The sequence below is a fragment of the Manganibacter manganicus genome (genome assembly GCF_002075885.1).
GTDB classification, from domain to species: Bacteria; Pseudomonadota; Alphaproteobacteria; order Rhizobiales; family Rhizobiaceae; genus Mesorhizobium; species Mesorhizobium manganicum.
This window is the reverse complement of sequence record NZ_MDET01000023.1, coordinates 258,885-276,077: the sequence shown is the minus strand read 5'-3', so window position 1 is coordinate 276,077 and position 17,193 is coordinate 258,885. Positions and strand designations below refer to the sequence as shown.

General features: G+C 55.3%; 27 protein-coding genes. 20 read left to right on the top strand and 7 right to left on the bottom strand.

The features are described 5' to 3' along the window. Positions 1–59 precede the first annotated feature (59 nt). The 5 genes from BFN67_RS24375 to BFN67_RS15670 form a co-directional block, all read right to left on the bottom strand. Positions 60–209: a hypothetical protein gene (locus tag BFN67_RS24375; protein ID WP_158083521.1), complete on the bottom strand. Its 150-nt coding sequence runs from the start codon at positions 207–209 to the stop codon at positions 60–62. A gap of 218 nt (positions 210–427) precedes the next feature. Further along, positions 428–829 (bottom strand): hypothetical protein, encoded by a 402-nt coding sequence (locus tag BFN67_RS15695; RefSeq protein WP_080920480.1) that lies wholly within the window; start codon positions 827–829, stop codon positions 428–430. Between the two features lie 223 nt (positions 830–1,052). Further along, positions 1,053–1,460: a hypothetical protein gene (locus BFN67_RS24645; RefSeq protein WP_204842181.1), complete on the bottom strand. Its 408-nt coding sequence runs from the start codon at positions 1,458–1,460 to the stop codon at positions 1,053–1,055. After that, the gene (locus BFN67_RS15680; RefSeq protein WP_080920478.1) at positions 1,457–1,747 is read right to left on the bottom strand and encodes a hypothetical protein; all 291 of its coding nucleotides are present in this window, start codon (positions 1,745–1,747) and stop codon (positions 1,457–1,459) included. Before BFN67_RS15680 ends, BFN67_RS24645 begins: the two co-directional genes overlap by 4 nt. 262 nt (positions 1,748–2,009) lie before the next feature. After that, entirely contained in the window at positions 2,010–2,276 is a 267-nt protein-coding gene (locus BFN67_RS15670) for a hypothetical protein (protein WP_080920476.1), read from the bottom strand. 421 nt (positions 2,277–2,697) lie between these two features. Here BFN67_RS15670 and BFN67_RS15665 point away from each other — a divergent pair, with 421 nt between their 5' ends. The 11 genes from BFN67_RS15665 (at position 2,698) to BFN67_RS15615 (ending at position 9,230) form a co-directional block, all read left to right on the top strand. After that, entirely contained in the window at positions 2,698–3,072 is a 375-nt protein-coding gene (locus tag BFN67_RS15665; RefSeq protein ID WP_080920475.1) for a hypothetical protein, read from the top strand. 381 nt (positions 3,073–3,453) lie between these two features. Next, on the top strand, positions 3,454–3,669 hold the full coding sequence (locus BFN67_RS15660; protein ID WP_080920474.1) for a hypothetical protein: 216 nt from the start codon (positions 3,454–3,456) through the stop codon (positions 3,667–3,669). A gap of 15 nt (positions 3,670–3,684) precedes the next feature. Further along, positions 3,685–3,864, top strand: a complete 180-nt coding sequence (locus tag BFN67_RS15655) for a hypothetical protein (RefSeq protein WP_080920473.1) — start codon at positions 3,685–3,687, stop codon at positions 3,862–3,864. 17 nt (positions 3,865–3,881) lie between these two features. Beyond that, a complete protein-coding gene (locus BFN67_RS15650; protein ID WP_080920472.1) occupies positions 3,882–4,739 on the top strand; it encodes a hypothetical protein in 858 nt (285 codons plus the stop codon). 174 nt (positions 4,740–4,913) lie between these two features. Next, positions 4,914–5,678 carry a hypothetical protein gene (locus BFN67_RS15645; protein WP_080920471.1) on the top strand — a complete coding sequence of 255 codons (765 nt, stop codon included), beginning with the start codon at positions 4,914–4,916 and terminating at the stop codon, positions 5,676–5,678. Positions 5,679–5,715: 37 nt separating this feature from the next. Continuing rightward, positions 5,716–6,375 (top strand): hypothetical protein, encoded by a 660-nt coding sequence (locus BFN67_RS15640; RefSeq protein ID WP_080920470.1) that lies wholly within the window; start codon positions 5,716–5,718, stop codon positions 6,373–6,375. A 251-nt stretch (positions 6,376–6,626) separates the two neighbouring features. Continuing rightward, positions 6,627–7,247, top strand: a complete 621-nt coding sequence (locus BFN67_RS15630; RefSeq protein WP_080920468.1) for a hypothetical protein — start codon at positions 6,627–6,629, stop codon at positions 7,245–7,247. A 193-nt stretch (positions 7,248–7,440) separates the two neighbouring features. Beyond that, the gene (locus tag BFN67_RS15625) at positions 7,441–7,620 is read left to right on the top strand and encodes a hypothetical protein (RefSeq protein WP_080920467.1); all 180 of its coding nucleotides are present in this window, start codon (positions 7,441–7,443) and stop codon (positions 7,618–7,620) included. Then, a complete protein-coding gene (locus BFN67_RS24370; RefSeq protein ID WP_158083520.1) occupies positions 7,617–7,814 on the top strand; it encodes a hypothetical protein in 198 nt (65 codons plus the stop codon). Before BFN67_RS15625 ends, BFN67_RS24370 begins: the two co-directional genes overlap by 4 nt. Next, complete coding sequence (locus tag BFN67_RS15620) at positions 7,807–8,964, top strand: helicase HerA-like domain-containing protein (protein WP_158083519.1); 1,158 nt, start codon at positions 7,807–7,809, stop codon at positions 8,962–8,964. Before BFN67_RS24370 ends, BFN67_RS15620 begins: the two co-directional genes overlap by 8 nt. Before the next feature lie 59 nt (positions 8,965–9,023). Then, entirely contained in the window at positions 9,024–9,230 is a 207-nt protein-coding gene (locus BFN67_RS15615; protein WP_080920465.1) for a hypothetical protein, read from the top strand. Between the two features lie 1,013 nt (positions 9,231–10,243). On the opposite strand, the gene BFN67_RS15610 is transcribed toward BFN67_RS15615, so the two are convergent. Then, positions 10,244–12,739 carry a VapE domain-containing protein gene (locus BFN67_RS15610; RefSeq protein WP_080920464.1) on the bottom strand — a complete coding sequence of 832 codons (2,496 nt, stop codon included), beginning with the start codon at positions 12,737–12,739 and terminating at the stop codon, positions 10,244–10,246. A 17-nt stretch (positions 12,740–12,756) separates the two neighbouring features. Then, positions 12,757–13,068 (bottom strand): hypothetical protein, encoded by a 312-nt coding sequence (locus BFN67_RS15605; protein ID WP_080920463.1) that lies wholly within the window; start codon positions 13,066–13,068, stop codon positions 12,757–12,759. Between the two features lie 168 nt (positions 13,069–13,236). Here BFN67_RS15605 and BFN67_RS24365 point away from each other — a divergent pair, with 168 nt between their 5' ends. The 9 genes from BFN67_RS24365 (at position 13,237) to BFN67_RS15560 (ending at position 17,058) form a co-directional block, all read left to right on the top strand. Next, positions 13,237–13,698, top strand: coding sequence for a hypothetical protein (locus tag BFN67_RS24365; RefSeq protein ID WP_080920462.1), 462 nt, complete (start codon positions 13,237–13,239; stop codon positions 13,696–13,698). A gap of 149 nt (positions 13,699–13,847) precedes the next feature. Then, positions 13,848–14,075, top strand: a complete 228-nt coding sequence (locus BFN67_RS15595; protein ID WP_080920461.1) for a hypothetical protein — start codon at positions 13,848–13,850, stop codon at positions 14,073–14,075. A gap of 9 nt (positions 14,076–14,084) precedes the next feature. Then, positions 14,085–14,270, top strand: coding sequence for a hypothetical protein (locus tag BFN67_RS15590; protein WP_080920460.1), 186 nt, complete (start codon positions 14,085–14,087; stop codon positions 14,268–14,270). Then, positions 14,270–14,485 carry a hypothetical protein gene (locus BFN67_RS15585; RefSeq protein WP_080920459.1) on the top strand — a complete coding sequence of 72 codons (216 nt, stop codon included), beginning with the start codon at positions 14,270–14,272 and terminating at the stop codon, positions 14,483–14,485. The genes BFN67_RS15590 and BFN67_RS15585 overlap by 1 nt, the downstream gene beginning before the upstream one ends. A gap of 1 nt (position 14,486) precedes the next feature. Then, positions 14,487–14,696, top strand: a complete 210-nt coding sequence (locus tag BFN67_RS15580) for a hypothetical protein (RefSeq protein ID WP_080920458.1) — start codon at positions 14,487–14,489, stop codon at positions 14,694–14,696. Continuing rightward, on the top strand, positions 14,693–14,944 hold the full coding sequence (locus BFN67_RS15575) for a hypothetical protein (protein WP_080920457.1): 252 nt from the start codon (positions 14,693–14,695) through the stop codon (positions 14,942–14,944). Before BFN67_RS15580 ends, BFN67_RS15575 begins: the two co-directional genes overlap by 4 nt. After that, positions 14,937–15,131, top strand: a complete 195-nt coding sequence (locus BFN67_RS15570; protein WP_080920456.1) for a hypothetical protein — start codon at positions 14,937–14,939, stop codon at positions 15,129–15,131. The genes BFN67_RS15575 and BFN67_RS15570 overlap by 8 nt, the downstream gene beginning before the upstream one ends. After that, a complete protein-coding gene (locus BFN67_RS15565) occupies positions 15,128–16,327 on the top strand; it encodes a DUF2800 domain-containing protein (protein WP_080920455.1) in 1,200 nt (399 codons plus the stop codon). Before BFN67_RS15570 ends, BFN67_RS15565 begins: the two co-directional genes overlap by 4 nt. Before the next feature lie 44 nt (positions 16,328–16,371). Further along, on the top strand, positions 16,372–17,058 hold the full coding sequence (locus tag BFN67_RS15560) for an ssDNA-binding protein (RefSeq protein WP_080920454.1): 687 nt from the start codon (positions 16,372–16,374) through the stop codon (positions 17,056–17,058). The last annotated feature ends 135 nt before the right edge of the window (positions 17,059–17,193 follow it).

Here is a 17,193-nt window from a genome sequence, read left to right as displayed (position 1 = left end):
ACGCCGCCCGCAGCGGGATTATCCCGCCGCTACCGTGGACGAATTTTGCACCGCCGCTCTCACTTCTCCGCGCTGTCGATGTCCTCGAACGGCGCCTGGATCACTTCGGACAGGAACTTGCCGCTGCCCGTGACATACGACACGAATATCTGATGCGTGGGAGCGGGTGGGTTAGCGGGGGCTTCGAGTGGTTCGATTTCATTGCTCATAGCGGCGTCTCCTTTTGACTCACACTTTCACTTTAAAAGAGATAAGTCAATTAAAAAGTGAAAGTGAGGTAGAGAAAAAGACCTCAGTATCGCCACCAAAGACTCCTCCAGTACGGATGTCCCATTTCGTCCGTGGCCTTGCGTGTGACGCCCATTAACCGCCATCCTTTGAAAGTCAGAATCGTGTTTCGAAAGCGGAGTGTCTTCATGGCTTGCTCCTATTTCTTGTCTGCCAAAAATTGCCGTGCAACATAACCAGCGTCAGCTTGCCAATGGCCGCCGTGAACCATCATCTTGCTTGGCACCCATTGGCCGCAATTAGACCCCAACACCTCCATAATGCCGTCGCCGGTCCTGTGATAACCGAGGCCGTACCCTGTGTTGCTCAGACCATCGACATTCGCAGTGCGCCAGTGCTCACGATCGGCGTAGAACTCGATCACCTTTCGAGCTTCGGTGAGTTGGCTCAGGCATTCTGACTGTTCGTCAGGAATCGGGGGCGCCCCTTCTTCGAGGCGCAGGATCAACCTCTCCACGGTGTCGCGGTCGAAGGACGGGTGCTTGAACACGGCCAGGCGGCGCCTGACTTCGGCGATCTCGTCGTCGGTTGCGGGAGTCATTGCTCGATCTCACGTCTGATGTACGCCGCAGTTAACCGGGCAGCGGCGGGCTGTAGGCCGTCCGTTGCGTATCTGTTTGCGATCTCGGTACACCGTTTGCGCTCCCACATGATTGCCGAGGCAATAGACGCAACGAGCATACGATGGGGACCAGCTTCCATTTCCCACTCTGCCGCGACTTCCTCGGCCTGTATCTTCACGTCATAAGGGATTAGGGGTTCGGTCATGAGTTCCCCCTCAACTTGTTCGAGCGATCGAGCCAGAACTGACCCTTCATGTAGAGCCTTTCTGCCTTCTGAGTCTTGCCGGCTTCGGCAGCCTCATTGGCATCGGCAAGGTAGCGATTGCCACGCTCGTCGGCGTCAGCGATGCGTGCAGATAGGGATTTCTCGGCTTCCTCCATTGTCGGAAGCGGTGGTGGGTTCCAATTGATTGTGCCGGTCCACGGGTAACGCTTTTGCAGGTCCAGCAGAAACTCGACCAACTCCGGCGAAGAGTCCTTAATGATTAAACCGGAGCCGTTCTCGACCATTAGTCGCACGGTCTTTTCGACATTCACTTTCATGTCTTCGAGTTCGCCGACAAAACGACGCCCTTCTCCGGTGACGACATATACCTCAGTCATTTTCATTCTCTCTCTGCACGAGCAATCGATGCCTGCACCAAGCCGACGAAATCGGGCGGCTCGTCGTACAGATTCTTCTCATCTTCTCCGTAATCCACCACCTCAAACTTGTTTTCCTCCCACCAGGCTAGAACAGCCTGGTAGACCATTTGCATGTCGTCGAGGGCGGCGGCAGCTTTGTGGACTGCATTAATCAGCCTGATATTGGCCTGCGTCTGGATGGAAGGCGGAATGTCGTCGAGTGCTTTGATTTCTTCTCGCAGCACACGCGACAGCGGTACGGATTCAGTCATCCCACCACCTGCTCGGCGAGAACGTAGGCTATCATCTTGGTGTAAGCGTTCTTCGCTCCCGTAGAACCTACTTCACCGCACCCATTTGGTGCCCATGACCCATTGGCCACCATCCCATCGGTCGGCTTTAGGATGGCTTCGAAGACTGTGCGGGCCTTTCGCAACGACGAAATGCGTCGATTTTGATAAGCGAGACTGTCTCTGGTGGTGTCCCATGCCTGCGGTTCTAGGATGCGAGCAACTCTCTCGATCATGGATTCAGTCATCCCGGCACCTGTTCATTGCGGGCGGCGTCGATCATGGCTTCCCAACAACTGATCACCCCACCGGAATCGTCTTCCGTGTCCATTGCGAAAAGTGCTGCAGTTAGCATCGTGTCAGTCGGTTTCCGCATTGCCTCGATAGCGGTGCGAGCATCAATCAAGAAACTGGTCTGCATCTCTTGCGGAACATCGTCCCAGGATTCGTAACCGGCGTGCGTCGTGTCCGCTAATGCCCGAGCAACTCTCTCAATCATGGATTCAGTCATTTTGGCTCAGCCTCCTTAAACGGGTTTCAAAAATCGGGGGCGCCCCTCTATCGAAGGGCGATGTCAGGTCGTTGCCAAACGATAGCATCGTGGGCACACGCCCCAATATTGCATGTCGCCAAGATCGCGCGGCGCTTCCGACGCATGACGATCCAGAACCAACCGCGCACCGCACACCGGAACACCGAGGGCGTGGGCGTGAAACATGCCGCCAACCCTCTTGGTCGATCTACCCCACGCTACTGCTCTTGGGGGAAGCGGGGGTATTGTTTTCGGGGCAACTGCACGGGTCATTTTTGCGTCTCCTTCTTCATCTCTTACATTCACCTTTAAAGTGAAAATGTATGGCCTGTCAAGCGTAGATTTCTCTGACGGTTGACTGAAGCACCGCTAATATGCAGATTTCTCCGTGGAGGGCTTCATGAAATACATTCTCATTGCAAGTGTGCTGGTCTTGGCCGGCTGCCAGTCTACCGAAGTCAAACCGCTTGCACGCGGCACGGCTCACAGCTTGTCGGCTGCAGATCGCGCTGCAATCAAACGTGACGTGGCATCGTCGCTCAAAGACCCTGAGAGCGCACGCTTCGGCTCGATCCAGGCGGTGACGAACTCATCCGGCGTCGTGAGTGCCTGCGGCACGGTGAACGCCAAGAACAGCTTCGGTGGTTACGTCGGCGAGCGTCCTTTTGCTGGCGTGCTCTATGGTGGGCATTTCGGCCTGGCCGGTCTCGGTAGTGACGGCGCATCGACGATCGCCATTCGGCAAAAATGCGCCGAGATGGGCATCACCATTTAGATTTCTCCGTGGTCTTGGAATCTGATTTTCTCTGAGGCCCAGGCGGTGCAGATTTCCCCGTCCTATTTCTCCGGGGCGGTTTTGGCGCCGGCCGCCTCGACGATCGTCGAGCAGCTTCCAGGTTCCGAGATAGGAAATAAATCCTAGGCGAAATGTAATAACATTACACGTAATGTAATAACCTAACATTGCTGCAGCCGACCTGGTGCGCATTGAAACTATTTTGGAATCTGCCGTTGACTCGCATCTAACTTTCACTTATTTAGTGAATATCGGAAACTGGAGTTGAGATTATGCCATTCCTCTTTATCGCGCTTGCCGCAATCGTTTCGGCCGTTGCCGTCGCGGCAATTTCCGAACAATCACTTTAAAGGTGAAACAATGAAAATGCTTATTGCCTTCACGCTTTCCGCTGCGGCCGGCTTCGGCCTGTCCTATGCGCTGGCAAACATAGTCGCGCCTGAGCAATTCGGAATCATCGCGACGGGCTCAATGGGCGATTCATATATCGCGGGAGTCGGCGATGATTGCGGCGCCGCATGGGATAGCGCCAAGCTGCCGGCCGATTGGCGTTCGATTGTCTGCGTTTCACTTTAAAAGGGAGAATGAGTCATGGAATCACTCAAAGCCAATGTTGAGCTTGCCCGCATGGCCGCGCGCCTGGGCTTCTATGGTTGCGCCGAGACATTCATGGGCATGGCCCTGGGCGATGCTAACCGGCTGCAGCGCCACGATTTGAAACGCGGTATTTTCCGCATTCGCAACAAATTGCGCCCGCTTGCCGGTCGCTGAGAAAAGGAGTCGAGAAAATGAATCAGGAACTTTTGAATGCGTATCGTTGGCAGCGGCGCCACTATGTCGGCAACGTCTATCCGCGCAACCGCGATAGATTGACATGGAATCCAGCCAGCGAAGCATTGAAAGCCGCACGCGCCGACGTTGCGAACGGCAAAGCCCGTTACCCGCAATCGAGCGGCTATGGTCCGGCTTACAAAGAGCGCGGTTCTAAACATATGCGCTGGATTGAAAAGCCGTCGACGTGTGGTCTCCGATTCGTCGGGTACGCCGACAAAATCGCGGGCTTGAACCATAGCGGCTATTACGTCGATAACGATCAAAATGAGATTGTGCGCGGCGTTGTGTTTCAAATGCCAGGGCGCAACGGCCATGCGCGATTCATCGCGGGTTATGAAGACTGGAATAATGGCAAAGCCGACTCCGATGGTCCGGTTAGCCTGGATTTTGGCGAAGTCATTTCAGAATTCGTAGGGTCATATGGCGACGATAATGCGGGTACGCGAGACGCCGCGCGCGCGGCTGATCAGATTGCCGAATGGGTTGCGGAGTCGGAGCGCAACTATCATGCCGCTTGGCAAGCCGGAAACCGCTTTGCCGAGTTGGGCGAAGAAATCGCGGAAACGAAAACGGCAATCCTGGATTTGATTCCTGAAATCCGCAAAGCCGGCGCCATGTTGGACACGTTTCCGCATGCGCACAAAATCTTGCATCAGACTCTATGCTCGCGCCTTGCCGACATTCGCAAAGCTCGCAAGGAACGCCGCGCCTTGTCCGAAGGCGACTATATCGACGAATGGATTCCGGGCTGGAATAGCCGCGACCTGGATTTAGTCGCGGCGTTCAATAATGCTGCCGGAATCACCGCTTGACTCGCGTCTAACTTTCACTTAAATAGTGAATATCGACAACGCAAATGGAGATTCTACCATGTTGAAACGTGAAACTTTCGCCAAGTCTGAAGCCGGCCGCCGCCGCCGCTTTACCCGTCGCGCGGCTATCGCTCGCAAGGCCGCCTTTCTGGCCACGCTGTAGGGAGTGGGGAAATGGAACTTGCAATAATCAAGCGCGATGGAAAGCGTATCGGACTAGCAGACGCAGCGCCGCAAGGTATCAGCCTGATAGCCTGGTTTCATAACAATTGCGCCGCTTACTCGATGGATCATGCTTTGAAGCATGAAGGTTACTCGATCGAATATGTCGAAGAAATCGATTGCAGCGATGTCGAAGATTTGATCGGCGCCATATGCGAACGCGCTGGCATCACCATGCAAACGGTTTTTGTGCCGTTTTCGAAATCGAGGAACGCCAAGCCAGGGGAAGACGGCAAAACTTGGCGTTCTCTCAATTGGCGCGTTTCGATCTTTCATCGTCGCTCTAGCGTCGCGATTCTCGAAACTGACTATTCACAAGGCGAAGGGCACGCGCCCGCTTCAAAAAAGACGGCCGCCCAAATGGAAACGGCCGCGCGAGTCATGCGTATGCCAGTATCAAGAGCAAAACGCGACATGCTCGCCTATGAAATTGAAACCGGCAAAATTGCTAGCGGGCATTTATGGGGTAATAGCTTTTCCGGCAGCAAGCCTATTCCGGCGCCTTCCATCGGCGACGTAATGCAATCGCTTGTGCGGGATTGCGACGTTTTCGATTATGGCAGTTTCGAAAATTGGGCGTCTGACTTCGGATATGAGACCGACTCGCGTGCGGCCGAAGCGATTTACCGGGCATGCGTTGAAATAGCCATGAAACTACGCGCCGGACTCGGTTCCGCCTTGTTAGCGGAAATCCGCCTAGCAGCGTCTTTCAACTGAGACAATAAATCACTTTTAAAGTGAAGGACAAATACAAATGTCGAATCCATACATCAAAGAAACCATTGTCGATCGCTCATGCATCGGCAATCCAGTACCGCGCATTGATCGTGATTTTCTCATGCGGGATTTTGCCTTTGACTTGGCAACCGAACTTGCAATGAATGTCGAGAATGCCGACGATCTGCAGCAAAGTTACGCCGGCGCCTGGATTGATTGCGGCAACGATCTAACGATTTTCGTCAATGCGGAACATGGCGCCAAAATCGGCCGCGTTAAAGTCGGCGCGTTCACGGGTTTAGTGCGCAAGCTCGACTCCAATGGTCCAAAAATGCCAAGCGCCACATATGACGCGGCGCGGCCCATGGCAGCAATTGCAAAGGCAATCCGCAAAAACATAATCGATGTAGCGCGGCCGCTTGTCGATGGACTCCGCGAACAAGTGAAAGAGCGCGTGCGTTCTGCCGACGAATTCGGCGCGCTAATACATCTCATGGAAATGCGGTTTCCTGGACTCCAGATCAACCGCAAAAACCCGAACGATTTGACGGCCGAAATCTACATCAACAACGGCGCCGGCTATGCCAGCGGCACGCTTTACACAGACGGCCGCATTTCATTTCAACGGGTATCGGCATATAGCCGCGAGTCCAGCGATGCAATCTTGTCTGCCATTGCTGGAAAACGGGAGTCCTGATCATGACTCGCCTCACATATGATCGCGCCTGGGCGATTTGTACATCGTTCTGCATTCCCGTCGATCGTGGCTTTCATGCGCTCAATTCACAGCATGTCCAAAACATCATCGACGCGGCCGACTCGGTCAAATACCGGCAGCCCAAAAACGCAAACGGCAGTCGTGCCCGCTACTTTCACGCATATTTGTGCCGCGTCATTGCGCGTGGCAAAATCACTTAAAAAGTGCAAATCAAACAAAGGATTGAGACAATGCAAAACGTGATTGCAGACTACATGCGCGCGGATTCGCCCGTGCCCGGTCATTCGGCCGAATGGTACTTCTTTCGATCATATGTCGGCGCGGCGTTGTGGTCTTCAAACGACGAGTCCGACGAAAACGGCGGCGAACCGATGGACTCGAATTACGACATTTCCGACTTGTCGCCGGATTGCCTGGAAAGCATGTTGAAAGATTGTGCCGCATTCTATGCGGCCAATTTGGAAACCATACATGCTGAGTGTGAAGACTTCGAAGGCGCGGCACGCGCTGCCGGCTGGACTCGCAATTGGCACAACGGCTATTTTGTGGCGCCGATCGGCAGCGAAGTGCGAATTGCTGAGTTTGAATCGTGGCAAGAGCTTTGCGAGGCAAACGACATTGAGCCGCTGAGCAAAAGCCCGCCACTAGCCAATGACTTCGAAGGATCAATTGCAGCGCGCGAAGCTGCAATGGCCGGTCATGACTTTTGGTTAACCCGTTGCCGCCATGGCGCCGGGTTTTGGGATGGTGACTGGCCCGAACCGGCCGCGACCATTCTTGATAACGCGGCTAAGGCATTCGGCAACGCCGATTTGTATATCGGCGACGGCGGAAAGGTGTGTTTGTCATGATAACACAAGCCCAACACTTCGAATTAGCAAGGCGCCGACTCGCGGAAGCCAATTCAACATTTATGGAATTGGTGAAGCATCCAACTAATCCGCTAACGCGTGAAGATTTGGCAGCGAACATTAAGCGACGGCCGAGTCTATGGGCGCGTTATGCCGGCTTCCTGGAAACGTTGCCTAGCAGGAAGTCGAGATCATGACGCGCATTGCGGCCGGATATCGCGCATTTACGGGATACGTTTTCACGCAAGTGCAAGCTGATGCTTACAACGCGGCGCTTGATCGTGCGGAACGTTGCCCGTCCGAAGAAAACAAAAACGGCGCCCATAACCTTTTCTATTCCATCGCCATGACGGCCAAGGAGTCGGGATCATGAGAATCGATCGTTGGAATTGTGGAACGATGCGCCGCTATCACCATTCGAGTCGGGCAATTCTTGTCTGCTACCGAAACGACATAACGGGCGATAAACTCGCATGCATCATTCCCGCTTTTTCTTGGAATGTGTCAATTCCCGTCGATCGCTCACAAGCTGCGGAAATGTTGCGCGAATGGCGCGCGCATGACTGACTCCATCCCATTAGGTAGCGGCGCCGCGATTCCATATCGCTATCTAACCCGGCACGTTGGAATCTTCGGCGCCACGGGCACGGGCAAAAGTACGACTCTCGGCGCCATTGTCGAACGCGCACCTTGCCCGGTTTTAGTGCTAGACGCGAAAGGCGATCTTGAGTCGCTTGGCGATTGCATCTTTCCACAAATGCGCGTTGGCAGTCTCGGCGCCGATCTTATTGCCCGCGCGCTTGATCTTTCCGACGCACAAGCCGGCGCCATTCAAATTGCGCTCGCCTGGGCAGACGATACCGGCCGCGTCGTTGCCACGTTGGCAGACTTGCGCGCATTGTTGAATGACGCATGCGGCGCTGATTTGAGCGCGTCATATGGCCTTGTTTCGCCCGTTTCCGTGGCGGCCGTGCAACGCGCCTTGCTTCGCCTGGAACGTGGCGCGCCATGGGCGTTCGGCCGATCGTCATTCGATCCACGCGACGTTAGCGGCGTTACCGTTCTAACGTGCGGCATGCTTGCGGCCGTGCCCGGTCTATATGGCGCATTCGCCGCGCATGTGCTGGAGTCGCTCTATTCCGGCTTAGGCGAGATCGGCGACGTTGCTGCACCTGGACTCATGGTCATGATCGATGAATCGCATTTGGTGTTTGACGGTGCGACTCCAGCCGTTGTGCGGCGCATTGAGCAAATCACTCGACTCATTCGATCGAAAGGAGTCGGCCTGATTTACGTTACCCAATCGCCTTCAGACTTGCCGCACGTTATCAGCGGGCAGCTTGCCACAAGAGTCCAACATGCTTTGCGCGGCAGCACGTCGCACCATTTGAAGGCGTTGAAAGCTGCAGCCGACACCATGCCGGGCAGCATCACCGTTGCCGACATCATGGGACTCGGAACCGGTCACGCAATCGTTTCCGTGCCAGACTCACGCGGCGCACCGTTGCCAGGGCGAAGCGTTGCTATACAGCGTGGCAGGAAAGAACTTTGCAGCATGGGCGCGTGTATTCCGCCTGCAGTAGTCGAATCGCGTCCTAGCACGCCTGATCGGCCGGTTGACGTTGTGCCGAAGCGCAAGCCGCGCCCGTGGTGGCATTGGCCATTAGCCGTCGGAGTCGTGCTATATGGTGCCGTGCTGATCGGCAACATGGTATAGCTTGACTCCCGCACTACTTTCACTTAATTAGTGAATATCGCTGCAAAGGAGAATCGGCCATGACCGAGCAACACAAAATGCTTTTCAGGCAATCGCGCGCGCATCAAATGGAAATCGCCGCAAGCGGTGGCGGGATGCTTTGCACCTATCCTAGCGGCCGTACCGAGTTGACATACGGCAGCGCACCATATGGTCGCCATGCTTTGAGCGCATGGGCGTTTGCCAAGCGGCACGCCGCTTTCGTCAATGGCAGGAAACGCCGATAGCACCAATCCCAATCGATAAGACGTAGCGCGGCGCCTGGGCTTCCTGGGCGCCGTTTTCGTTCGCCATGATGCATTCCGCCTGCCAATGCGTTGAATCGCGCTGGCGGGCTTCCCTGTCGGATTGTTCCCAGTTTCAAGCTGCCGTGCTGCCGTGCTCGACGCTGCCGTGCTGCCGTGCTCGACGCTGCCGTGCTGCCGTGCTGCCGTGCTGCCGTGCTCGACGCTGCCGTGCTGCCGTGCTGCCGTGCTGATCATTCGCACGCCGAAAATCGAAATTATTCAATCGCGCCAATAGGTTGCAGGCCATTTGGGTCAAGGTACTACTGGTTGCATTTTGCACGGGGGCGGGGGACACCGAGCGCGATTCACGCAAAATGTGAAAGTTTCGGCAGCGAAACGAGTTTTAGGATCATATTCCTACCTCGATGTTACACAGTAACGGTTGGCCTGAAAAATTTTGAGGGGAATCGAGCAGAGAAACAGGAAATGGATTGTAGAGCATTCTCAGTCTGCTTCTTAGACTGAGAATGGAGTGAGAGGAAATTTCCTTGTAAAATCAATGCTCTCTCAGTCTCTCAGTTCTCTCACTCTATTACTATATAGTTGTAGTAAAATAAGAAGGGCTAAGATGGGGTATAAACCCACCCCCGTGGTAAGTTCCAAAACGACAAGGATATAGAAACCGTGTGAGCGGACTGAGAAGACTGAGAGACTGAGAATTTTGGTTAAGATACAGGCCATTTTCCCGTAGAAAAGGCAGAAATTAAGATGTATCGCATTTCTCACCTCAAAATCGGCAAATAAGATATATTCCACTTTCTAATTCGACATCTAGAAGTTAGAAATCTTCCAACTTCCATAGAAAAAGCCCGCCGAAGCGGGCCGATGGAATAGAGGCTATTTAGTCGGATTTTCGCAATTTTGCCCGGTATTGTTTCCACACCTCTCGCGCCGCAGCGACCACCTCTTGACGGTGCGAAAGATGACCGACCCTGCGGCCAGCTACGTATTCTCTAAAACTGGTCAATGATGTCTCCTTCTTCGCTTGGCCTCGTATAAACACGGCATTTGCCGTACTTCCGATTGATATCCATGGTGATCACTGGACCCTTTGACCTTGGCCATCCGAGGGCGAGCATAGCGGCACCGATCTTAATGGTATCGGTGTGCGGGACAGAACCGTCACGACCCATCATTTCTTCCCAAATCTGCTGAATACAAGTCTCATCACGGTAAATCTTCGGTGCATCTTCCAGGTCGTCAAAATCGGCACCGATGGGGGTATCAAGCCACGCACCGATTTTACCCGACAGCACATCTTCGGATGTCTCAACGCGACGGCTCTCCTGCATTTCGAGAGCTATCAAAGCGGCTTCGTCGGTCAGGTACAGGGGCAATTGTTTTCCGGGATACTGTTTCTCCATCTGGCGATAGATGTGCAGAGCCTCTGCCCAAACCTGCAAGATTTCTTCTCGCAGTTTCAGATTGTCGATCTGTCCGTCAACCCTGCAGACGATGGGCCAGAAGCGGCGACCACCAGTACGGTCTCGAAGGTACTCACGGTCGTTGGTGGACCCCATGAATATGCACTGCCTGGGAAACTCGCGGACGCGCTTCATCCAGGCCAGCCTACCCTTGTCGTGGGTGCGTGTTACGAACGCCTTGAGGTCGTTTACCTCGGATCGGTGCATTGCTGAAAGTTCGCCGATTTCAAGTATCCACGTACCTTGCATGGATTCGATCATTTGCTTCGGATCACGGATGTCGCCGGTAAGCTCGTTGTACCAATTCAGTCCGAGCACTTCGATGAACGTGGATTTGCCCTTGCCTTGTGCGCCTTCTAGGATCGGCACGAAGTCAAACTTGTGCCCCGGCCGGTAAATGCGCGTAATGGCGCCGACCAGCGTCATTAACGCACACTGGCGGTAATAGTTGTTGTTGTCGCAGCCAAGGTAGTCGATGAACAGGGTTTCGGCGCGAGGCTTCCCGTCCCACGTAACCGCCTCGATTGCTTCTTTCACCGGATGGAAGGCTCGGCGCTGTGCGCTTAGGTCCACGCCACCGTTGAGATCGCGATCTGTCACCTTGATCCCGTATCCTTTCATCTGCGTCTTGGTCTCGATGAGATTGCGGACGGCGATGTCGTGACTATCGGTCCAATTATCGCCGTTCAGCGTGTCTTCAATCTTCCACAACCGCCCTTTGAGGTTCACCGGATCGTGGGCCGATTCTCGCTTCTTTGATGCGATACGCGGCTCGCCGCGCAGCACGACCATCTGTTTGAACTCGTTATATGCAACAAGACCTGCGAGACGCGGGTCATTGTCCATGATCAGGGCTATGTTAGGCAGGGAACTCTTGAGTTCGCCTTCCTCATTGCGGTGCAGTTTGTGCAACCAGTCGGGATCGGTCTTGACGTTTGCAGCCGCTTTCGCGGCAGGTGGCGTGTCGCCGCCGAGCAGATCGTCGAGATCGCCCTGCGAAATTACTGCGGGAAGATTGGTGCGTTCTGCGGGCAGGTCGAAGTCGTCCAAGCCGAGGTCGCTTGCCAGCTTCGCTGCGCTGGCTGCTGCCCGATTCGCATTGGCCTCTTGAATGATGGAACGGAACGTCCTGGGGCTTTTGGATTCTTTATTGAACGAACGCCAGCGCCCTTTGGCGTTGTGCAGATCGAACTTCACGGACTGCTCTGCCCATTCGCAGAACTTCTCGAAGCCTTCGGCCGACCCACTGTACTCGTGGTGGATGGCCATGCCGACATTCACGTAGTCATCGTAATGAATGCCGTCGCCGGCATTGGGGATATCTGCGAGAAAGCCATCAATCTCGTCTTCGGTCAGACCGAGCGGTGACGTGCGAACCAGGTCGAAAAGATCGTCTTCATCATCTCCGAGCAAGTCGCCCAAATCACCAGAATCATCTCGCGCAGCCTTAGCTCGCGCGGGGCGCGGTGCCGGCTCGATCTCCAGTGTGTCGATCGGATCGCCTTCGGTGATGATGATCTCGATTTTGTCTGCGTCACCGCCGCCTTTCTTGGCGTCTCGATATTTGGCTTGACCGTAATAGAATCTCTGTTGAGTTTCCCATGAGGCGGCGTCGTCAATGATGCCGCCGAGAGCGCCGTTAACCCGATCGGTCAGGTCTTGGTGCTCAACCGGCCCAACATCACGCCTGTAAGGCGCGAGGACGCGCCACCGTGGAGATTCTACGGTGCTGCTCGGCGACGAGTAGAGCAGGGCAACGACGCCTGCATCGCGAAGACGGTCGGCAGCTTCGTCGATTGACACTTCGCCAGCGTCGTAGTCCAGCATGGCACCGCTGAGGGTTTTTAGGTTTTCGCGTTTGGCGCCGCCTTCGAACACGCCGAGTTTGAGCATCGGCAGATCGGCTTTGTGGTCGGCGCGCGCCGCCGCGATGCGACCGGCGAGGTCGCGTAACGAAATGCTTTCGACGCGCGGCCATGTGAGCTTCAGGCCACGGAAAAACGAGACCCGGAATGAGTCACTCATGCGCTCGACCCCTGTGTTCAGAAGCCGAGAGCGAAAGGAATCAGGTCTTCCTTGGTCAGCGCGCCTTTCTTCTCAGGATCGTCGGTCTCGCGGGAGATTTCCAGAAGCGATTGAATGGCGCGCTTTGACAGCGTGCGCCGTTCATTGAGCCAGCAGTAGATCGTGTACCTGGCGTTGCCGGTCGCGGCGCTCAGACGCTGCGTGTCGATCTTGTCATACTTGATGAATTCGCTCGGAAGCTTGTCCATAAGCAACTGATAGAGTGCACTGTCGTGTAGCTTCTGGTCCCCGGTGGTCTTCGGGCGACCCATCTGCGTTGCAGTTTCCATTCTTCACATCCGTTCTTGAAAATCTGGCCTGACCATAAAGGGGCGAAAAGCCAAAATCAAGTTTTAAGTGAAATTAAATCACTTTGGGGTTGAAAGTGTCGCCAAAAGGTGATTTAAGGGTCGGGTATTCACTTATTGAGTGATTTTGAACCGCCCACAGGAGACACCATGAGCCTCGAACAGACCATCGCCGAAAACACTGCCGCGATCAAAGAACTGATCGCCATTACCAAACAGTCCAACGAACTTCGCACCGAAGCCATGGACAAGATTGCTGCAACAGCCACGGCAACCAAGGCCGCGCCGAAGAAGGAAACCGCCAAGGAAGAAGCCAAGCCGCAGATTTCCACGTCGCCGGAAGACCGGAAGGAAAACCCTTACGAGGGCATCAAGGAGGCCATCGCCGGCTACATCACGGGCACCGACCGCCCTGAAGAACGCGATGCGCGCAAGACAAAGGTCAAGGCATTGCTGAATCACGAGAAGATCAAGAAGGAAGGTGTCGCCGACGCCACTTCCACGGATCACATTCGTGAAGAGTCCATCGACCTGTTCATGAAGAACCTGAACGCTTTGAAGGACAAGGGCGACCTGACCTCTCCCAAGGCCGACTCCGACGATCTCGTCTAAGCGCCGGCACCGCAGCCCTTCCGGTTTCGGCCGGGAGGCGCTTCGGCGGCGAGCAGACAATCATTCGAAGTTCCCGTCCCCCGCTTCGATGATCGGTGTCCCCTCCCACCCGTCTGCTCGCTCCCAAAGCGCCTCAATAGGAGACAGGCATGAACATCTTCACACGCATTCTGAACAAAGCGTTCGAGCCGACGGTTCGCCTCGGCAACCCGCTTGGTGTGGACAGTGGGCCGTTCCTGGCCCGCATGAACACCATGTCCGAACTGCGCGGCGGCAAGGGCTTCCGCACCCCTAAGACGGAGCCTCGCACTGACTCTGATGGTCGCACTCGCGGCGACCGCAAGCGTGCCCGCCGCGCAGACCTGTTTCAATCATAGGAGGACCAAATGGCAAAGATTTCACTCCGCGACCGCATCGCTATCGAAGCCATGTCGGCGATCATCGTGAAATATCGTCCGAAGTTTTTCGACAAAACGCCAGATGAAAACGACCCCGATAATTGGTACGTGCGCGTGGCCGATAGCGCCTATCTATACGCCGACGCGATGATCAAAGCGCGGGGAGGCGAGTGATGCTCTCGGCTCTCATCCTGATCACCTGCAGCACCGTCGGCTTCGACTGTACGACAACGGTAGTCGCGGACAACATTCCCTTCCACACCTGCCCGATTGCGGCGCAGAGCGAGGCGGCGAAGTACATCCACGATCACCCGAAACGCAAGGTCGTTCGCATGATTTGCGCCGATCCTCGGCGCATCCAGTTTTATCTTCATCGCAACGAGGCGTGAGATGACCCCCACCCTCATCACCAATATCATCGACGAGCTTTGGCACTACTTCTATCACCATCCCTATCAGTGGGCCTCGGCGCTGCTGATCTTGCCGCCAGCACTCGTTGCCACGCCGGCTCTGTTCTTCGGCATCGTCGCCTATGTCTTCGGCTTTGTTCTGTTGATTTTCCTGTGGTGCCTCTACATCGCTTGGAGGCAGGAGGGATGAGCGCGTTCAGTAATTTCGTAATTGCCGTCATCAGCGCGATTTGTGCATTCGTCGGATGCATTATCCCCATGCTCTTTTGGACGCTGATGCGGCCGCTTCCGGCGATATTCCTTCTGATTTTCGGAGTGCCCGCAGTCCTTGCTCTACCCACGTTGTTCTTCGGCTTGGAGAACTACGCGACGACATGGATCATCCTTTTCTTCGTCGAGATCATCGTCCTTGCAGTCGGGGACATTCGTCGTGTCTGACATTCATCCAAGGTGCCGTTTCATCGTTGCTGACAGCGCCGGATACCGCTTCCCGCTGCGCGTCGTACGCGAGACCTGGCACTTCATCGACACGATCGAAGGCGAGTTCAACAAGAGCACGCGCCGGCACATTTCCAGGCCCATCACATACACAGGACCCTTCAACGAGAGGGGTGAGTTGGAATGACAGCCCACGCACGCCTTTCCCCGTCTGCATGCGACCGCTGGTCCGACTGTACCGCTTCGGTCGCCGAGATCGAGAAGTTGCGCGCGGAAGGTCGCATCCCTGAACGCGATTCATCGCAGTTCGCGGCTGAGGGAACGGTTGCCCACGAAGTGCGCGAGATGTGCTTGCAGTTCGGTCTTGAACCTTATCATTTCGTAGGCGAAACGATTTCTGCAGATGGCTTCACTTTCGTCGTTGACGACGACATGAGCCGCCACCTGCAGACAGGTATCGATTGGGTGCGCGAGCATACATCATCGCCGTCAGTCGAAATCAAAGTCGATTTGTCACCGTGGCTCCCCGGTCAGTTCGGAACGTGTGATACAGGCTTCATAGCCGGCGATCTCTGCACCATTTCCGACCTGAAATTCGGTGCCGGTGAACCCGTCGATGCTGTAGGCAACAAGCAATTGCGCCTCTACGCGCTTGGTTACTGGCACTTCAAAGGTCGGCCCGCTGTCAAGTCCGTGCTGATGAACATCGATCAGCCGCGTGCAGGCGGAATGAAGTTTTGGGAAATCTCGCTCGAAGAACTGATCGAGTTCGGCGAGAAAATGAAGCTCGTATACGCGGACATTGCGGCGGGCAGAGTCAAGTTTGCACCAGGCACGAAGGCGTGCCGCTGGTGCCCCGTCAAGGACCAGCCCGAAGGCTGTGCCGCTCGCAACAAGTGGCTTCTCGACATGATTGTAGATGAATTTGACGACCTTGAAGGCGATGAGCCGAAACTGCTCGACGCCTCGACAATCACCCCGGAACGACGCTGGCACATCGTCAAACACGCAGCGGAAATTCGCGCTTGGCTTGCCAAGTTGCACGAGGATTCCTTGCAAGCCGCACTCGACGGCAATCCAGACCCAGGTTCCAAGGCTGTCGAAGGCGATCTCGGCAACCGCTACTTCGTCGATACAAAGAAGGCCGAGGCATTGCTCGTCGAAGCCCTTGGCGACGAAGCCTACAAACCACGAGAAATCATCGGCATCACCGACATCGAGAAGAAGGTGAAGCCGGGAAGGAGAAAACAGGGCCACCCGGAGACGTGGGAGGAACTGTTGAAGCTGGTCGATAGACCGCCAGGCAAGCCAAAATTGGTCCCTGCCGATCACGCAAAACCGGCTCTCACGCCGCTTGCTGATGCGTTCGACGACCTCGATTAACCCGCCACTATTGAGAAACCGAGCAACTGAGAAGGAATACCCCGATGGGTAAAGTAAACGAGAAAGACAAGACCGGACGCACCGTCACTCTGACGCGGGTTCGCACATCGTTCGCGGATTCGTTGAAGGAGGCGACTTTGCCGCGCAAGAACAAGGACCCGAACGCGAAGCCGAAGCACGGCGCCAACTTCATCCTTGAGCACGATTCACCGGACTTCGCCAGCAACAAGGCTGCGTGCATTTCGGCGATGAAGGCGGCCGGTGTCGAGTTCAAGAAGCCGGAAGACTGGTGGAAGACCCTTTGGGACGACAAGCCCGACAACCTGTCCTTCAAGAAGGGCGACCGTTTCAAGAATGACGCGGGCGAAATCTACAAGGGTTACGAGGGCAATATCGTCATCAGCGCCAAAGGGCCGAGAGGTGGGCAGATGCGGCCTAAGATCATGGATCGCTTCAAGAAGCCGGTCGAAGTCGCCGACATCAACGAGGTTGTCTACAACGGCACTTACGCCGACGTGATCATCTCCTGGTACGGCACCGAGAACGGCGGCACACCGCGCATTACCTGTTCGGTTGAAGCCATTCGCTCGCGTCAGGAAGGCGAACGTCTCGGCGGCGGTGGCATCTACGTCGATGAAGACGATTTCGACACGCTCGCGGCTGACGACAGCTTCGACGAAGGACCGTCTACGTCATCGCAGTCGTCTTCGTCCGACGATCTCGACTTCTGATCCGGCTGAAACTGGCGGTGTTTTTGCGCCGCCAGTTTCACTTTTTAAGTGATAATATGCTAATAAACTCTCTCTCTCTCCGCGTGTTGGTCGGTGGAGAATACAGCGGGACTATACGAGACGCCTTCATCGCGA

Bases quoted from the DNA above. Each gene is read 5' to 3' on its own strand.
- BFN67_RS24375 (WP_158083521.1), bottom strand. From the start codon at position 209: ATGAGCAATGAAATCGAACCACTCGAAGCCCCCGCTAACCCACCCGCT.
- BFN67_RS15585 (WP_080920459.1), top strand. From the start codon at position 14,270: ATGCTCTCGGCTCTCATCCTGATCACCTGCAGCACCGTCGGCTTCGAC.
- BFN67_RS15610 (WP_080920464.1), bottom strand. From the start codon at position 12,739: ATGAGTGACTCATTCCGGGTCTCGTTTTTCCGTGGCCTGAAGCTCACA.
- BFN67_RS15595 (WP_080920461.1), top strand. From the start codon at position 13,848: ATGAACATCTTCACACGCATTCTGAACAAAGCGTTCGAGCCGACGGTT.
- BFN67_RS15565 (WP_080920455.1), top strand. From the start codon at position 15,128: ATGACAGCCCACGCACGCCTTTCCCCGTCTGCATGCGACCGCTGGTCC.
- BFN67_RS15680 (WP_080920478.1), bottom strand. From the start codon at position 1,747: ATGACTGAATCCGTACCGCTGTCGCGTGTGCTGCGAGAAGAAATCAAA.
- BFN67_RS15605 (WP_080920463.1), bottom strand. From the start codon at position 13,068: ATGGAAACTGCAACGCAGATGGGTCGCCCGAAGACCACCGGGGACCAG.
- BFN67_RS15575 (WP_080920457.1), top strand. From the start codon at position 14,693: ATGAGCGCGTTCAGTAATTTCGTAATTGCCGTCATCAGCGCGATTTGT.
- BFN67_RS15645 (WP_080920471.1), top strand. From the start codon at position 4,914: ATGGAACTTGCAATAATCAAGCGCGATGGAAAGCGTATCGGACTAGCA.
- BFN67_RS15665 (WP_080920475.1), top strand. From the start codon at position 2,698: ATGAAATACATTCTCATTGCAAGTGTGCTGGTCTTGGCCGGCTGCCAG.
- BFN67_RS15620 (WP_158083519.1), top strand. From the start codon at position 7,807: ATGACTGACTCCATCCCATTAGGTAGCGGCGCCGCGATTCCATATCGC.
- BFN67_RS24370 (WP_158083520.1), top strand. From the start codon at position 7,617: ATGAGAATCGATCGTTGGAATTGTGGAACGATGCGCCGCTATCACCAT.
- BFN67_RS15655 (WP_080920473.1), top strand. From the start codon at position 3,685: ATGGAATCACTCAAAGCCAATGTTGAGCTTGCCCGCATGGCCGCGCGC.
- BFN67_RS15695 (WP_080920480.1), bottom strand. From the start codon at position 829: ATGACTCCCGCAACCGACGACGAGATCGCCGAAGTCAGGCGCCGCCTG.
- BFN67_RS15580 (WP_080920458.1), top strand. From the start codon at position 14,487: ATGACCCCCACCCTCATCACCAATATCATCGACGAGCTTTGGCACTAC.
- BFN67_RS15630 (WP_080920468.1), top strand. From the start codon at position 6,627: ATGCAAAACGTGATTGCAGACTACATGCGCGCGGATTCGCCCGTGCCC.
- BFN67_RS15560 (WP_080920454.1), top strand. From the start codon at position 16,372: ATGGGTAAAGTAAACGAGAAAGACAAGACCGGACGCACCGTCACTCTG.
- BFN67_RS15670 (WP_080920476.1), bottom strand. From the start codon at position 2,276: ATGACTGAATCCATGATTGAGAGAGTTGCTCGGGCATTAGCGGACACG.
- BFN67_RS15660 (WP_080920474.1), top strand. From the start codon at position 3,454: ATGAAAATGCTTATTGCCTTCACGCTTTCCGCTGCGGCCGGCTTCGGC.
- BFN67_RS24645 (WP_204842181.1), bottom strand. From the start codon at position 1,460: ATGAAAATGACTGAGGTATATGTCGTCACCGGAGAAGGGCGTCGTTTT.
- BFN67_RS15615 (WP_080920465.1), top strand. From the start codon at position 9,024: ATGACCGAGCAACACAAAATGCTTTTCAGGCAATCGCGCGCGCATCAA.
- BFN67_RS15640 (WP_080920470.1), top strand. From the start codon at position 5,716: ATGTCGAATCCATACATCAAAGAAACCATTGTCGATCGCTCATGCATC.
- BFN67_RS15590 (WP_080920460.1), top strand. From the start codon at position 14,085: ATGGCAAAGATTTCACTCCGCGACCGCATCGCTATCGAAGCCATGTCG.
- BFN67_RS24365 (WP_080920462.1), top strand. From the start codon at position 13,237: ATGAGCCTCGAACAGACCATCGCCGAAAACACTGCCGCGATCAAAGAA.
- BFN67_RS15650 (WP_080920472.1), top strand. From the start codon at position 3,882: ATGAATCAGGAACTTTTGAATGCGTATCGTTGGCAGCGGCGCCACTAT.
- BFN67_RS15625 (WP_080920467.1), top strand. From the start codon at position 7,441: ATGACGCGCATTGCGGCCGGATATCGCGCATTTACGGGATACGTTTTC.